The sequence below is a fragment of the Pseudomonas salomonii genome, assembly GCF_900107155.1.
GTDB lineage: Bacteria > Pseudomonadota > Gammaproteobacteria > Pseudomonadales > Pseudomonadaceae > Aquipseudomonas > Aquipseudomonas salomonii.
The window spans coordinates 30,998-47,230 of sequence record NZ_FNOX01000021.1 but is presented as its reverse complement, the minus strand read 5'-3'; the positions used below and the strand labels follow the sequence as shown (position 1 = coordinate 47,230).

At 61.7% G+C, this 16,233-nt stretch carries 13 protein-coding genes; 2 read left to right on the top strand and 11 right to left on the bottom strand.

Features of this window, described 5'->3' with window-relative positions; genetic code table 11:
• Positions 1-352: 352 nt before the first annotated feature.
• Positions 353-2,275, top strand: coding sequence for an esterase EstP (gene estP / locus BLV67_RS30700; RefSeq protein WP_069786289.1), 1,923 nt, complete (start codon positions 353-355; stop codon positions 2,273-2,275).
• Positions 2,276-2,411: 136 nt separating this feature from the next.
• On the opposite strand, the gene trpE is transcribed toward estP, so the two are convergent.
• The 10 genes from trpE to BLV67_RS30650 form a co-directional block, all read right to left on the bottom strand.
• A complete protein-coding gene (trpE, locus tag BLV67_RS30695) occupies positions 2,412-3,893 on the bottom strand; it encodes an anthranilate synthase component I (RefSeq protein WP_069786290.1) in 1,482 nt (493 codons plus the stop codon).
• Between the two features lie 68 nt (positions 3,894-3,961).
• The gene (locus BLV67_RS30690; protein ID WP_068931558.1) at positions 3,962-4,780 is read right to left on the bottom strand and encodes a phosphoglycolate phosphatase; all 819 of its coding nucleotides are present in this window, start codon (positions 4,778-4,780) and stop codon (positions 3,962-3,964) included.
• On the bottom strand, positions 4,777-5,451 hold the full coding sequence (gene rpe, locus BLV67_RS30685) for a ribulose-phosphate 3-epimerase (RefSeq protein WP_017138077.1): 675 nt from the start codon (positions 5,449-5,451) through the stop codon (positions 4,777-4,779). Before rpe ends, BLV67_RS30690 begins: the two co-directional genes overlap by 4 nt.
• Before the next feature lie 83 nt (positions 5,452-5,534).
• Positions 5,535-6,683 (bottom strand): iron-containing alcohol dehydrogenase, encoded by a 1,149-nt coding sequence (locus tag BLV67_RS30680; protein WP_069786291.1) that lies wholly within the window; start codon positions 6,681-6,683, stop codon positions 5,535-5,537.
• 202 nt (positions 6,684-6,885) lie between these two features.
• Positions 6,886-7,710, bottom strand: coding sequence for an ABC transporter permease (locus BLV67_RS30675; protein ID WP_017138075.1), 825 nt, complete (start codon positions 7,708-7,710; stop codon positions 6,886-6,888).
• 12 nt (positions 7,711-7,722) lie between these two features.
• On the bottom strand, positions 7,723-8,955 hold the full coding sequence (locus BLV67_RS30670; protein ID WP_068931464.1) for an ABC transporter permease: 1,233 nt from the start codon (positions 8,953-8,955) through the stop codon (positions 7,723-7,725).
• 197 nt (positions 8,956-9,152) lie between these two features.
• Positions 9,153-10,193: an ABC transporter substrate-binding protein gene (locus tag BLV67_RS30665; protein ID WP_065929376.1), complete on the bottom strand. Its 1,041-nt coding sequence runs from the start codon at positions 10,191-10,193 to the stop codon at positions 9,153-9,155.
• 43 nt (positions 10,194-10,236) lie between these two features.
• Positions 10,237-11,349, bottom strand: a complete 1,113-nt coding sequence (locus BLV67_RS30660) for an ABC transporter ATP-binding protein (protein WP_065929377.1) — start codon at positions 11,347-11,349, stop codon at positions 10,237-10,239.
• Positions 11,350-11,686: 337 nt separating this feature from the next.
• Complete coding sequence (locus BLV67_RS30655) at positions 11,687-12,316, bottom strand: response regulator (RefSeq protein WP_017138071.1); 630 nt, start codon at positions 12,314-12,316, stop codon at positions 11,687-11,689.
• An 18-nt stretch (positions 12,317-12,334) separates the two neighbouring features.
• A complete protein-coding gene (locus BLV67_RS30650) occupies positions 12,335-14,329 on the bottom strand; it encodes a PAS domain-containing sensor histidine kinase (RefSeq protein WP_069786292.1) in 1,995 nt (664 codons plus the stop codon).
• A gap of 77 nt (positions 14,330-14,406) precedes the next feature.
• Between BLV67_RS30650 and BLV67_RS30645 the strand changes: the two genes are divergently transcribed.
• Positions 14,407-15,381 (top strand): alpha/beta hydrolase family protein, encoded by a 975-nt coding sequence (locus BLV67_RS30645; protein ID WP_069786293.1) that lies wholly within the window; start codon positions 14,407-14,409, stop codon positions 15,379-15,381.
• 83 nt (positions 15,382-15,464) lie between these two features.
• On the opposite strand, the gene BLV67_RS30640 is transcribed toward BLV67_RS30645, so the two are convergent.
• Entirely contained in the window at positions 15,465-16,232 is a 768-nt protein-coding gene (locus BLV67_RS30640) for a TerB family tellurite resistance protein (protein WP_068932280.1), read from the bottom strand.
• Position 16,233 lies beyond the last annotated feature (1 nt).

Here is a 16,233-nt window from a genome sequence, read left to right as displayed (position 1 = left end):
CGCACGTTCCGGTTGCCAGGGTGAGCCGGCAAGGGGCGTCAAACAAAGGGTGAAGAAGGCAAATCGGTACAGGTCCGGCCGGGCCGGCAGAGAAAAATGTCAGGCGCGCCAACGCCAACGGGCGTGTGCCTTGACTACTCGCATCAAGAGTTTGCTGATGATCAACACGGGGAGGGTCTCATTCATACGTTCAGGCACAGTAACGTAGCCTCGCCAGCGGTGCAATATGGCGCAGCGATTCCGGGGGTCACCACCGAGTATTTGTAAGAAAAAACTGTTTTCTTCGAAGAAAACCCTCACTACATTGCTAGTGTTTCGCTTCCGACACAAAAACAACTAAATGGAATTTCGCATGCTCAGACCACCGTTTTTTGCGCCCCTTGCCGGCTGCCTCCTGTCACTGGCCTGCGCGCAGGCGTTTGCAGCACCTTCACCTTACTCAACCATGGTCGTATTCGGCGACAGCCTGGCCGACGCCGGCCAGTTCCCCGATGGCTCGGCCGGCGCCACCTTGCGCTTTACCAACCGCACCGGTCCGACATTCCAGGGCGATTACGGCCTGGTGTCATCCACGCTGTTGGGGGCCAGGCTGGGCGTGGCACCCAACGACCTGAATGCCTCCACCTCGCCGGTACGCGCCGCCCAAGGTTTGCCCGATGGCAATAACTGGGCGGTCGGCGGCTACCGTACCGACAATATTCTGGACTCCATCACTTCGGTCTCCAATGCGGCGATCCCGCCCGGCAACGCCGGGGGTGGCACCGTACTGCGCAGCCGTCAGGGTTATCTGCCGGCAAACGGCGGGCGGGCCGACCCGAACGCGTTGTATTTTCTGTCTGGCGGCGGCAATGACTTCCTGCAAGGGCGCGTCCTCAGCCCAGGCCAGGCCGTGGCCGCCGGCGGGCGCCTGGCGGACAGCGCCCAGGCCCTGCAACAGGCCGGCGCACGCTACATCATGGTGTGGATGCTGCCCGACCTGGGCCTGACGCCCGCCATCAACGGCACGCCCGCGCAAGGCGCCAGCTCGGCCCTGAGCAGCATTTTCAACCAGGCACTGGTGCAGCGCCTGTCGCAAATCGACGCCCAGGTCATCCCGCTGAACATCCCGTTACTGCTCAATGAATCCTTCGCCAACCCTGGGCGCTTTGGCCTGGCCACCGGGCAAAACCTCACCGGCACCTGCTTCAGCGGCAACGGCTGCACCGCCAACCCGGTTTATGGCATTGGCGGCGCCACCCCGGACCCGACCAAGCTGATCTATAACGACTCGGTTCACCCCACCATCGCCGGGCAACAGTTGATCGCCGACTACGCCTACTCGCTGCTCGCCGCGCCGTGGGAAGTGACCTTACTGCCGGAGATGGCCCAAGGCACCTTGCGCGCCCATCAGGATGAGCTGCGCAACCAGTGGCAAGCCGACAATCGCAACTGGCAGGCCGTCGGCCAATGGCGCGCGATTGTCGCCGGTGGAGGTCAGCATTTGGACTTTGATGATCAACGCAGTTCGGCCAGCGGCGACGGCAGCGGCTACAACGTGAACCTCGGCGGCAGCTATCGCCTCGACGAAAACTGGCGCGTCGGCGTGGCCGCCGGCTTGTATCGCCAGACACTCGAAGTCGGCGCCCGCGACTCGGACTACACGCTCAACAGCTACATGGGCACCGCTTTCGCCCAATATCAGCAAAACCACTGGTGGGCCGATGCGGCGTTGACCGGCGGCAAGCTGGACTTCGACAGCCTCAAGCGCAAGTTCGCCCTGGGCGTCAGCGAAGGCTCCGAAAAAGGCGACACCGACGGCTGGCTCTGGGCCTTGAGCGGCCGCCTGGGCTATGACATTGCCGGCGCCGGCAGCGATTGGCATTTGTCACCGTTCATCAGCGCCGACTATTCGCGGGTCGAAGTCGATGGCTATTCGGAAAAGGACAACCGCTCCACCGCGCTGACCTTCGATGACCAGCAACGCGACTCCAAACGCCTGGGCGTCGGCCTGCAGGGCAGCTACCGGATTACGCCGCAAACCCAAGTGTTTGGCGAAGTGGCCCACGAGCATGAGTTCGAAAACGACACCCAGAAGGTAAAGATGTCGCTCAACAGCGTGCCAGGCATCGACTTCAAGCTGGACGGCTATACGCCGCGCAGCAATTCGGACCGATTGAGTCTGGGTGTCAGCCACAAGCTGACTCAGGAGCTGGCGCTACGGGCGGCGTATAACGTGAGGAAGGATGACAGCTTTACCCAGCAAGGGGTCAATGTGGGGGTGAGTCTGGATTTCTAAGCGGATCTGAAACGCCCCACAAAACAACTGTGGGAGCGGGCTTGCTCGCGAATGCGGTTTATCAGTTACACATACAGTGACTGACACTCCGCATTCGCGAGCAAGCCCGCTCCCACATTTTGATTTACATCTAATCTCAAGCTTGCGGCGTTTGCTCGGCCAACGCCACGGCCCGGAACATCGCGCGGCGTTTGTTCAGGGTTTCTTCCCATTCCAGGGCCGGCACCGAGTCGGCCACAATCCCGCCTCCCGCCTGCACATGCAGCTCGCCGTCCTTGATCACGGCGGTGCGGATCGCGATCGCGGTGTCCATATTGCCGTTCCAGGCGAAATACCCCACGGCGCCGCCATACACACCGCGTTTAACCGGCTCCAGTTCGTCGATGATCTCCATCGCGCGAATCTTCGGCGCGCCCGACAAGGTGCCCGCCGGCAGAATCGCCCGCAGTGCGTCCATCGCGGTTAACCCGGCTTTCAGCTCGCCGGTGACGTTGGACACAATGTGCATCACGTTGGAATATCGCTCGATGACCATCTTCTCGGTGAGCTTCACCGAACCGATTTCCGACACCCGCCCAGTGTCGTTGCGGCCCAGGTCGATCAGCATCAAGTGTTCGGCAATTTCCTTGTCGTCGCTCAGCAGGTCTTCTTCCAGCGCCAGGTCGGCTTCCTCGGTTGCGCCACGCGGGCGCGTGCCGGCGATCGGGCGCACGGTGATCAGGTTGTCTTCGACCCGCACCAGCACTTCCGGCGAACTGCCCACCACGTGGAAGTCGCCGAAGTTGAAGAAGTACATGTACGGCGTCGGGTTGAAGCACCGCAGCGCGCGGTACAGATCGATCGGCGCGGCCTTGAAGTCGATGGACATGCGTTGCGACGGCACCACCTGCATGCAGTCACCGGCAAGGATGTATTCCTTGATGGTATCGACTGCACGCTCGTAGTCATCCTGGGTAAAGCTTGAACGAAAGATCGGGTCGGCAGCTGGCGGACGGCTGAGGTCCAGGCCACGACGTGGGGTGATCGGCTGACGCAGTTTTTCCAGCAATGCCTCGAGGCTGGCCTGGCCTTGCTCGAAGGCATCCGCCTGGGCCGGGTCGGCGAGAACTATCGCGTGCATCTTGCCGGCGAGGTTGTCGAACACCACCACCGCGTCGGAGACCATCAGCAGAATGTCCGGCACGCCCAGCGGGTCCGGGTTCGGGCATTTGCCCAGGCGTTGTTCCACGTAGCGCACGCAGTCGTAGCCGAAATACCCCACCAGGCCACCGTTGAAACGCGGCAGGCCGGGAATGGTCGGCACGTTGTAGCGCGCCTTGAAGGTTTCGACGAACGCCAGCGGGTCTTCCACGTCATGGCTTTCGATCTCGACGCCATCATGGGTAATGCTCACATGATGGTCATGCACACGCAGCACGGTGCGGCACGGCAAGCCAATGATCGAGTAACGGCCCCACTTTTCGCCGCCCTGCACCGATTCGAGCAGGTAGGAATTGGGCCTGTCGGCCAGTTTGAGGTAGATCGACAGTGGCGTATCGAAGTCGGCCAGGGTTTCGCAGGCCAAGGGGATACGGTTATAGCCGGCAGCGGCCAAACGCAGGAATTCTTCGCGGATCATGAGGTGCCTCGTGGCTTGAGGGTCAAACGGTCAGGTGTGCAAACGTGCCGCAGCGCGGCCAGGATCAGTCAGGCGCGCCAACGCCAGCGGGCCAGGGCCTTGATGACTTTCATCCAGAGTTTGCGAGTGACCACCACGATGGAATTTCCAGAAGGGGTTGATTCGATGTCGGGCAACGTTATCTCAGCGCCCGCTCCCAAGCAACCGGGGATTAACAGTCGCAGATCATCAATCACCAGCGCCGGCGATTCCTCGGCGATCGGTCGGCCGTGATTGTAGCCGTAGCTCAGCGCCACACACTGCACGCCAGCAGCTTTGGCGGCCAGCACATCACTGCGCGAATCGCCGACAAACAACGATTGCGAAGCCGGAATATTGGCCATTTTCATCACAAAGAACAGCGCCGCCGGGTCAGGCTTTTTCTGCGGCAAGGTGTCGCCGCCGATGATCCAGCGGAAATACCGGCCGATTTTCATCTGGTCCAACAGCGGCGCGACAAAACGTTCCGGCTTGTTGGTGATCAGTGCCATCTCCACGCCTTGCTTGTGCAGCCACTTGAGCGTGTCGCGCACGCCGGGGTAAACCACGGTCAGTTCATGACTGCTTTCATAGGCAACATTGAACAGTTCCAGGGCGTGCTCGGCCTCGACCTCATCCACACCTTCGGCATCGATGTGGTTGGCCAGGGCTCGGCGCACCAGCATCTGCGCGCCATTGCCGACCCACTCACGTACCGATTCAATGCCCGCCGGCTTGCGCCCCAGCTTGAGCAGCATCTCATCCACCGCCGCCGCCAGGTCTGGCACCGAATCGATCAACGTACCGTCCAGATCGAACATCACCAGCCGTGGCAGTTTGCCGGGGAACAGCTGCTCAAAACCGCTCATGGACGCGCCAGCGCCAGTTCGGCCCGCATCTTGTCGATGACTTCCTGGTAGTTGGGGGCGTTGAAGATCGCCGAGCCGGCCACAAAGGTGTCAGCGCCGGCGGCGGCGATTTCGCGGATATTGTTGACGTTAACCCCACCGTCGATTTCCAGGCGGATATCACGGCCCGACGCATCGATCAGCGCGCGGGCTTCGCGCAGCTTGTTCAGCGTACCGGGAATGAACTTCTGCCCGCCGAAGCCTGGGTTGACGCTCATCAGCAAGACCATGTCGACCTTGTCCATCACGTACTCAAGCACACTCAACGGCGTGGCCGGGTTGAACACCAGGCCGGCCTTGCAACCGCCTTCGCGGATCAGCTGCAGGGTGCGGTCGACGTGCAGCGTGGCTTCCGGGTGGAAGGTGATGTAGGTGGCGCCGGCCTCGATGAAGTCACCGACGATGCGATCCACCGGGCTGACCATCAGGTGCGCATCGATCGGCGCAGTGATGCCGTACTTGCGCAGCGCCGCGCAGACCATCGGGCCGATGGTCAGGTTGGGCACATAGTGGTTGTCCATGACATCGAAGTGCACGAAGTCGGCACCGGCGGCCAATACCTTGTCCACTTCCTCACCCAGGCGGGCGAAGTCGGCGGAGAGAATCGATGGAGCGATAACGAAGGGCTGCATGACGCACCTTTTTGAGCTAAATCACGATGGCGCGCATTGTATACCTCATGCTTTACCCAGCACACCGTGACCTAACTCAATGGTCAGTAAGCCGCCCGGTAGATTTTCTCGATATCCGCCGCGCTGAGCTTGCGCGGGTTGTTGCGCATCAGGCGCTCGATACCCGCCGCTTCCGTCGCCATGGCGGGGATCGCGTCTTCCGGCACACCAAAGCTGCGCAGCCCTGCCGGGATTTCCACGGCGGCACACAGCCGCGTCATCGCCTCGACCGCCTGGTCGGCGGCGTCGTTGAGGCTGAGCCCGGCGGTATTCACGCCCATGGCTTGGGCAATGTCCTGCATGCGCTCCACGCAAGCCAGTTTGTTCCAGTGCATCACGTAAGGCAGCAAGAGCGCATTGCTCACGCCGTGAGCAATATTGAATCGCCCGCCCAGCGGGTACGCCAAGGCATGCACTGCGCCGACGCCGGCATTGCCGAACGCCATGCCGGCCATCAGGCTGGCGGTGGCCATATCATCGCGGGCCTGCAGGTTGGCCGGGTTGGCGTAGGCCTTGGGCAGCGCATTGGCAATCAGCTTGATCGCGCCGATGGCCAGCGCGTCAGTGATCGGCGAGGCATTCAGCGACAGGTAGGACTCGATGGCATGCACCAGCGCATCCACGCCACTGGCGGCGGTGACACTGCGCGGGCAGGTCAGGGTCATTTGCGGGCTGATCAGCGCAACATCCGGCAATAAGTAATCGCTGACGATGCCTTTTTTCAGTTGTGCGGCCTTGTCGGAGAGAATCGCCACATTGGTCACCTCCGAACCGGTGCCGGCCGTGGTCGGGATCGCGATCAGCGGCGGGCCTTTGCGCGGCACCTGGTCGACGCCGAACAAGTCCGCCAGCGCGCCGTGGTAACCGGCATAGGCCGCAACACTCTTGGCAATGTCGATGGCACTGCCGCCGCCCACGCCGATCAGGCCGTCATGCCCGCCCTCGCGGTACACGCGCATGCAGTCCTCGACGATGGCGATTTCCGGGTCGGGCAGCACGCGATCGAAAATCTCATAAGTGCGCTCACCCAGGTGTGCAAGCGCCAGCGCCACGGTGCCGGACTTGACCAGCGCGGCATCGGTGACGATCAGCGGGTTATCCACATCCAGGCGCGTGAGCTCGGCGGCCAGTTGTTCGATCGCGCCAGCGCCGGTCAGCAGTTTGTGGGCGATCTTGAATGAGGAAGTACTCATGTGCGCGGCCTCTTATTAATGATGGGCTGGCACAAGAATAGCCGGGTATTTCAGGTTGCCCAGCATTCACGCACTGAATGGGCACAGATCCAGTGTGGGAGCGGGCTTGCTCGCGAATGCGGTGCATCAGTTAAACATTCAGTGGCTGACACTCCGCATTCGCGAGCAAGCCCGCTGCCACAGGTTTGATCTCCACTTGGCTTTAGACTTGCGCGGTGCGCAGTTTCTCGCTGCGGCCTCGCAGCCACTCAAGGGTCAGTAACAGCAGCACCGAGAACGCAATCAGCAAGGTTGCCGCTGCAGCAATCGTCGGGCTTAAATTTTCGCGGATGCCGCTGAACATCTGGCGCGGCAAAGTCGCTTGCTCGGGGCCGGCGAGAAACAGCGTCACGACCACTTCATCGAAAGACGTCGAGAAGGCAAACAGCGCCCCGGAGATCACCCCCGGCGCGATCAACGGCAAGGTGACACGGCGAAACGCGGTCAACGGCGAGGCGCCCAGGCTGGCCGCCGCCCGCACCAGGTTGTGGTTGAAGCCCTGCAATGTTGCCGACACGGTGATGATCACAAACGGCACACCCAGCACGGCATGCACCACAATCAGCGAGAGGAAGCTGTTGCCCAACCCTAGTGGCGCAAAGAACAGATAGCTGGCCACGCCGATGATCACCACAGGCACCACCATCGGCGAAATCACCAGGGCCATGACCAACGCCTTGCCGGGGAAGTTGCCGCGCGTCAGGCCAATCGCCGCCAACGTCCCGAACACCATCGCCAGCACCGTGGCCGCCGGGGCCACAATGATGCTGTTCTTCAATGCACGCATCCACTCGGCGGAGGCGAAGAAGTCTTGATACCAGTGCAACGAGAAGCCTTGCAGCGGGTACACCAGGAAACTGCCGCTGTTGAACGACAGCGGGATAATCACCAGCACCGGCAAGATCAGGAACAACAGGATCAAGCCACACAGAATCCGCAAGCTGTAGAACCACACACGCTCCACGGGTGACATATAAGGGCTCAGCATCGCCAACTCTCCTCAGCTCAGGCGCAGGCGACTGGCGCCGACCAGACGGTTGTAGATCAGGTACAGCACGACGGTCGCCAGCAGCAGCAAGCCGCCCAACGCCGTGGCCATCCCCCAATTGATGCTGGTGTTGGTGTAGAACGCGACGAAGTAGCTGACCATCTGGTCGTTCGGGCTGCCGAGCAGCGCCGGGGTGATGTAGTAACCAATCGCCAGGATAAACACCAGCAGGCAACCGGCGCCGACGCCGGCGTAGGTCTGCGGGAAGTACACGCGCCAAAAACTGGCAAACGGGTGGCACCCCAGGGAAATCGCCGCGCGCATATACGTGGGCGAGATGCCTTTCATCACGCTGTAGATCGGCAAAATCATGAACGGCAACAGAATGTGCACCATCGAGATGTAAACGCCGGTGCGGTTAAACACCAGCTCCATGGGTTTATCGATCAGGCCCATGCCCATCAATGCGCTGTTGATCAGCCCACCGGACTGCAGCAATACAATCCATGCCGCCACCCTTACCAGGATTGAGGTCCAGAACGGCAGCAATACCAGAATCATCAACAGGTTACTTTTGCGTGCCGGCAGGTTGGCCAACAAGTAGGCCAACGGATAGGCCAGCAGCAGGCAGATGAAGGTAATCACCAAGCCCATCCAGAACGTGCGGGCAAAGATGTCCAGGTAGATGGCCTGGTCGGGTGTGGCCGGGGCCACTTCGCCAAGGTCATTGATACGGTGATCGACGGCCGCCAGCAGGTAGTACGGCGTGAGGCTGCTGGTATTACGCCGGATCGCCTGCCAGTACGCCGGGTCGCCCCAGCGTTCATCGAGGCTTTCCAGCGCGTCCTTATAAGAGCCGGGCGCTTCGGCAAACGGCAGCGCCCGCGCGGTTTTGGTCAACAGGCTGCGGTAGCCGGCCAGCTCCATGTTCAAGCGTTTGGACAAGTCGCCCAGGGTCTGGTTTTTACGTGCTTCACCCAGGTCTTCGCTGAGCGCCTGATACACCGGTTCACCCGGCAGGCCGCGACCGTCCCAGGCCTTGACCGCCACCACGGTACGCGGCAAACCGGCCACCACTTCCGGGTTGCCGACGCTTTTGTAGAGCAGCGCAACAATCGGCACCAGAAACACCAGCAGCAAAAACAGCACCAGCGGCGCAATCAAGGCCTGGGCCTTCCAACGATTGAGCCGCTCGGCACGCGCCAGGCGCTGCTTGAGGGTGGGGCTGGGAATGGCGATAACCATGGCAAACTCCGGAACTTAAAAATGAATGCGCTCTGCCCAACACAACAGGTCCCAAATGGGAGCGGGGTTGTGTGGGAGCGGGCTTGCTCGCGAATGCGGTGTGACAGTCAGCACATGAAGAGACTGATCCACCGTATTCGCGAGCAAGCCCGCTCCCACACTTACCGGTTCGCACAAGGATTTAGCGGTGTGGCTGGTTACTTGGCCGCCCAGGAATTGAAGCGCTGCTCGAGCTGCTCGCCGTTATCCGCCCAGAAGCTCACATCGATTTGCACCTGGTTGGCGATGTTCTCCGGCGTGGTCGGCATGTCTTTCAGCACATCCTTGGCCAACAACGGTACGGCCTGGGTATTGGCCGGGCCGTAGGCGATGTTTTCCGAGTAGATCTTCTGCTGTTGCGGCTGCACCGAGAAAGCGATGAACTTCTTCGCTGCTTCGGCGCGATCCTTGGCCAGGCCTTTAGGGATGGCCCAGGCGTCAAAGTCGTAGATGCCGCCGTTCCACACCACTTTCAGGTTGCTTTCTTTTTGCACGGCAGCAATGCGGCCGTTGTAGGCCGAGCTCATGACCACATCACCCGAGGCCAGGTACTGCGGCGGTTGTGCGCCGGCTTCCCACCACTGGATCGACGGTTTGAGTTCGTCGAGTTTCTTGAACGCGCGATCCTGGCCGTCTTTGCCAGCCAGCACTTTGTACACGTCTTTGGGGGCCACGCCGTCCGCCATCAAAGCGAATTCCAGGGTGTACTTGGCGCCTTTGCGTAGGCCGCGCTTGCCTGGGAATTTCTTGGTATCCCAGAAATCCGCCCAACTGGTCGGTGCAGTGGTCAGCTTGTCGGCGTTGTACGCAAGCACAGTGGACCACACAAAAAAGCCCACACCGCAGGGCTGAATCGCGCCTTTGACATAATCGGCGCTGTTGCCGAACAGTTTCGGGTCGAGCGGTTCGAACATGTCTTCGTCACAGCCACGGGACAGTTCCGGCGACTCCACTTCCACCAAGTCCCACGACACGCTCTTGGTATCGACCATGGCTTTGACCTTGGCCATTTCGCCGTTGTACTCACCGGCAACGATCTTGCCATTGCCCGCGCTTTCCCACGGTGCGTAAAAGGCTTTGACCTGAGCCGCCTTGTTCGCGCCGCCGAAGGATACGACCGTCAGGTCCGGGCCTGCCATGACCTGTGTCGCGCCCATCAAGCCGATGGCCAGGGCGGAATATTTAAGGGATCTCAACATTGTTGTTCTCTCCACGTGCAGGGTTGGTGAAGCCATGGGGCGATTAATTCGCCTCTAGAAGTGGGTCGAGTGCGCGAACGTGCTCGACTTGCCAGCCAATCGGTACCACGTCGCCGACCGCAAGCGCTGTGTCCAGCTCAGCGATCGGTTGTTTCACAAAAAAATCGGCCTTGCCGCAGACTTCCAGGCGCACACGCACGTGGTCGCCCAGGTAGATAAATTCCGCCACCCGCCCAGAGAAGCGGTTGACGCAGGATTCACTGGAGCCATTGAGGCTGACGCGCTCCGGGCGTACTGACAGGGTCACCGGGCCGCCGAGCTGGCCGACATTCACTGCCAGTGCCTCAACCTTTTCACCGCGCGCTAACTCCACCACACAGCGCTCGCCGGTGTGGCTGTGCAGGCGGCCATTGAGTCGGTTGTTCTCGCCGATGAAGTTGGCAACGAAGGTGTTTTTTGGCTCTTCGTACAGGGTGCGCGGCGCGGCGATCTGCTGGATCTCGCCCTGATGGAATACCGCCACGCGGTCGGACATGGTCAAGGCTTCGCCCTGGTCGTGGGTCACGTACACCACGGTCACGCCGAGACGCTGGTGCAGGTGCTTGATCTCCATCTGCATGTGTTCGCGCAGTTGTTTATCGAGAGCGCCGAGGGGCTCGTCCATCAACACCAGTTGCGGTTCGAACACCAGCGCCCGGGCCAAGGCCACGCGCTGTTGCTGGCCGCCGGAGAGTTGCGCCGGGTAACGCTGGGCGAAGGCATCCAGCTGGACCATGCTCAGCACGCGTTTGACCCGCTCGCTGATATCGGTCTTGCTCAAGCCGCGCACCGACAAGGGGAATGCCAGGTTCTCTGCCACCGTCATGTGCGGGAACAGCGCGTAGTTCTGGAACACCATGCCGATGTCGCGCTTGTGCGGCGGCACATTGTTGATAGCGCGTCCGGCGAGCAAAATTTCCCCGGCGGTCGGCGTCTCGAAACCGGCGAGCATCATCAGGCTGGTGGTCTTGCCCGAACCGGACGGCCCGAGCAGGGTGAGGAACTCGCCCTTGCGAATCTCCAGGTTGAGGTCTTTGACGATCAGGTTCTCGCCGTCGTAGCTCTTCTGCACGCCACGAAAGCTGACCAGCACATCATTTGAATCCACCTCGCTCATACCCGCACCTTTTGTTTTGGACTGCTGTGGCACAAAGCGTAGTCCAGGCGCGAGCCCCCGGAAATCGGGAGCCAGGAGAGAATCACATCAGCCGGATGGAAGGTTGGGGGTAGGGATTGCCCTACACCGATGGCGGGCAGAGAACAGTGCGGCGGCAATCGTCAGCGTCTGCCGGCAAAGCCTATGTCGTAAACAGATACGCGCACCTGGAGGAGCCCGGCTTGATCGTTCCCTCGCTCCGCGTGGGAATGCAGCCCAGGACGCTCTGCGTCCCAAAGCGTGACGCAGAGCGTCACAAGAGGCGTTACCACGCGGAGCGTGGGAACGATCGAGGGGGTTACAAGAGTTTGTGTTCCATGGCGTACTTCACCAATTCAGCCAGTGACGTGATATGGAGCTTTTGCATCAACCGCGCCTTGTGAGTGCTGATGGTCTTGCTGCTCAGCGCCAGTTGCTGGGCGATGTCATTGACGTTGGCGCCCTGGGCCAGGCGCTCGAACACCGAGAACTCGCGCTCCGACAGTAATGAATGCAACGGCCGCGTATCGGTGAGGCCGACCTCAAAGACCATGCGGTCCGCCAAGTCCGGGTCGATGTAACGCCCGCCCGCCGCCACCTTGCGAATCGCCGTCAGTAACAGCGCCGGGTCACTGTCCTTGGTGGCATACCCCGCCGCCCCGACTTTCAGGGCGCGGGCAGCCATTTGCGCTTCATCGTGCATCGACAGCACCAGAATCGCGGGCGGGTTACTCAATGCACGGATGCGCGCAATCGCTTCCAGGCCATTGACGCCCGGCATCGAGATATCCAGCAACACCACCTCACAGGCGATATGGCGCAAGGTCTCCAGCAACTGCTCGCCATTGCTGGCCTCGCCGACCACCAGCAGGTCTTTGGCCAGGCCAATCAATTGCTTGATGCCTTCACGAACAATGGTGTGGTCTTCGGCTACCAATACGCGAATCACAGGGGCTTGCTCCTATCGTTATGCATCCAACGGCACCGTGACACTCAACGTGGTGCCCTCCCCCAGCTCGCTGTGCAGGCTCAATTGCCCGCCCATCATCAGCACCCGCTCACGCATGCCGACTACGCCAAAGGACACCGGGCGGCCTGGGTTCTCGACGAAACCGACGCCGTCATCGCTGATGGTCAGCCGCAAGTCGGCGCTTTCCACCGTCAGGGTCAGTTCGACAGTATGCGCCTGGGCATGACGCATCACATTGGTCAGCGCCTCCTGCAGGATACGGAACAGGCCAATAGCCTTGGCATCGCTGAGGGCCGGCAGGTTATCCGGGACTTGTACCAGGCAGGGAATGTGCGTGCGCGCTTCGAAGCGGCGGGCTTGCCATTCAATCGCCGAGGCGATGCCGGCGTCGAGAATCGGTGGGCGTAGCGCGGTCGCCACATCCCGGACAAGCTGGAACAACTGGGCGATCAGGCGTTTCATGCTGTTCAGGCGCTCGGTCAAGCCCGGGTCCAATTGCGCATAGGCCAGTTCGCACATCGACGTCTCCAGCTTGAGCACCGTGAGCATCTGCCCCAACTCGTCATGCACTTCACGGGCGATACGCGCCTTTTCCTCTTCGCGCACGGTTTCCAGGTGGGCAGACAGCTCGCGCAACTGTGTTTCGCTTTGCTGCAAGGCGGCCACGTAACGACGGCGCTCGGTGACGTCGTTGAGATAAACCACCAGGTATTCGCCCTCGGCAAAGCGCAGGAAGCTCAACGACACATCCGCCGGCAAGATGCTGCCGTCAGCGCGCACGCAATCGGCGGCGAAGGTCTGCGGGCCCTCTTCGCTGGCACGCGCACGCTTCCACACGTCAAGCCAGCGGTCCATATTCAAGGTCGGGTCAAAATCGATCAGCGGTCGCTCGATCAGCGCGCCGGCGGCGTAGCCCAGCATGGTCTCGGCGGCGCGGTTGGCGTAACGCACGTGGCTGTCCCAATTGACCCAAAGAATGCCGACCGTACTTTGATCGATGGAGAACTGCGTCAGCCGCAACGCTTCGGCACCGGCCGCACGCGCGGCGCTTTCTTCCCGGGCGGCCAGTAAGCTGTGTTCCAGCACTCGCTGGTGACGGCGCTGCCAAACCACCACGGCGAGGCTGGCGAGCAGGAACATCGTCAAGAGCAGGCTGAGGTTTTGCCACAGGCCCGGCGACTCCGTCAGCCGTGGGTATTGGGGTTGCAGCCAGCGGCTGTGCAATTGGTCGAGGTCGCGGGCGGGTATCGCGCGCAAGGCACTTTGCATGATGCTCGCCAGTTCCGGCCACTCACGGCGGGTGGCCACACGCAGCAATTGCGGCAGGCCGATATCGCCGACCACCGCCAGCCCGGCAAACTCCGCCTCACCGGACAATCGGCTCAATTGCGCCTCATCCACCACGGCATAACGCGCCTGCTGGCTCACCAACAATTGCAGGGCCTGGCGCTCCAGGGGCACGCCTTGCAGGTTGAGGTTGGGGTAATTGCTGCGCAGGTAATCGGCGACAGCGCTGGGCATGCGCACGGCGACGCGGGACAGCTCGTCAAGCTTTTCCAGCTCCACCGCGCCGCCGCCCTCGCGAATGCCGACGATATGCTGAGGCACGCGCATATAAGGGTCGCTGAATAACCACAGACGCAAGCCGGCCGGGGTTTGCTGCAGGCCCGGGGCGATATCCACCTCGCCATCGCGCACGGCGGCTTCCAGTTGCTCCTGGCTGGGGAAATTGCGCCAGGTCAGGTCGATATTCAGTGCTTTGGCCAGCCATTGCATCAATTCGACATTCGCCCCGGACAAGCGCTGCAGGCGCCGGTCGTATTGGGCGTACGGTGCTTGCAATACCACGCCCACGCGCAACTGTGGGTGCTGCGCCAGCCACTCACGCTGCTGAGCATTGAGCTGCGCCTGCGGCGCGACAGGCGCAGGCGCGGCATTCGCCATCAAGGCAAAGCACACACAGCCGATAACCAGCAGACAGCGAAAACCCATGATCCACGTCTCACATCACTGACAAACACTGACCAACCCATTAGGCTGCTGGAATCACTTCCGGCCGGGAATTAACGATGCCCTTTACCCACCGTTCGGCACTGCCAGCATTGTGCCTATCGCTGCTATTTACCAGCGCCTTTTCTGTTCAAGCCGCCGACACGCCTGCGCCCACCGCCGAAAAACCGGCTGAACGCCAACCGCTGCCCGAGCGCAGCCAGGAAGAAGCCAGCGCCCTGGAGCGTCAACTGCCGGCACAGGAACAGCAACAATTGCAGGCCGGCAGCGATTCATTCCTGGCCCTGTGGAAACCGGCCAACAGCGCCGAGCCTGAAGGTGTGGTGATTATTGTGCCGGGCGCCGGAGAAAGCGCCGATTGGCCACAAGCAATCGCGCCGCTGCGACGCAAGTTACCCGATGCCGACTGGGGCACCCTGAGCCTGTCGTTGCCGGATGTGAACCTCGACACCTTGCCGCCTCGGGTCATGGAGTCGCCCAAAACAGCGGTCGACACCAGCAGCAAAGACGGCAGCACGGCCGCCAAACCGATCGAACAAGCCGCCAGCGCCGAAGCCGAAGGCACTGACCCGGCGGTGGTGCCGGGGGCTGATGAACAGGACAAGACCGACGCCAAGCGCATCTTTGATCGCATCGACGCCGCCGTTGCCTTTGCCCAAACCCAAAGCGCGCGCAGCGTGGTGCTGCTCGGCCACGGCACCGGCGCCTGGTGGGCCGCGCGCTACCTGAGCGAGAAACAGCCGTCCCAAGTGCAGAAGTTGGTGATGGTGGCCGGCAAGACGCCGGCGGCCAGGCAGCCGGACCTGCAAAAACTGGCGCCGGCGCTGAAAGTGCCGACGGCGGATGTGTACTACCAGGACGGCGCCCAAGAGCGCAAAAACGCCCGGGAACGTATGCAGGCCGCCAAGCGGGGGAAGAATGACGGCTATAAACAGGTGTCGCTCAAGACTCTGCCGGGCAACAGTGCGGCTGAGCAAGAGCAGCTGTATCGGCGGGTTCGTGGGTGGTTGAGCCCGGAGCCGGCCTCCAACTGATCCAGCCTGGTCACCCGATCAACTGTGGGAGCTGGCTTGCCTGCTCCCACACTGATTGGGTTGTCACTTCCAAAGTGAGGTGGCTACCTGAAGTCCCGCCGTTCACGAATCAACGCATAAGCATTGTGCAGCTCGCGGGTACGTTCGGTGGCCTCACGCACTTGCGCCAGGCTTGCTCCCGTGCCGGCGATCTTGTCCGGGTGATGGCGGCTGAGCAGGCGGCGATAGGCACGCTTGATCGCCGCCGGTTCGCTGGTGGAGGTCACCCCCAGAATCCGCAGCGCCTCCTGATACGCCCCGCCACGATTGGCCAATGGCTTGCGTTCGGGGGCGTAATCAGACGCCAGCGCCTGCAGTTGTTGCGGCGTCCACCCCAGCCACTTGCCCCACAGGTCAATCAGGTCGCGTTCGGCGTCATCGGCCCTGCCGTCCGCCCACGCCATGCGCCAGCATGCACGCAACACACCTTCTGCCGCATGGGGTTGGGCTTTGAGTACGCGCAGATAATTGCGCACCCGGTCGGATCCCGACTTGCCACGATTGAACGCGGTAATCGCCCGACGCTGGGCCGGTTCGCTCATGTCCAGTGAGCGCATTTCCTGACGCGCTTGCTGGATATGCCCAGCCATCACCCGGCCATTACTCTTGGCCAGGCGCCCCAACAACACAAACAGCAATTCGTCGTTGCGCAATGCCGGGCGCCCGCCCAGGCGCTCGCGCAATTGCGCCCAACTGTGCAACTGCAGGCGGCGATCCAGTGCCTGCCCCAGTAACGCGCCCAACAAGGCCCCCGGAATACTGGCAATGGCAAAGCCAGCCCCGGCACCGATCAGTGTCCCTGGCCACAACATC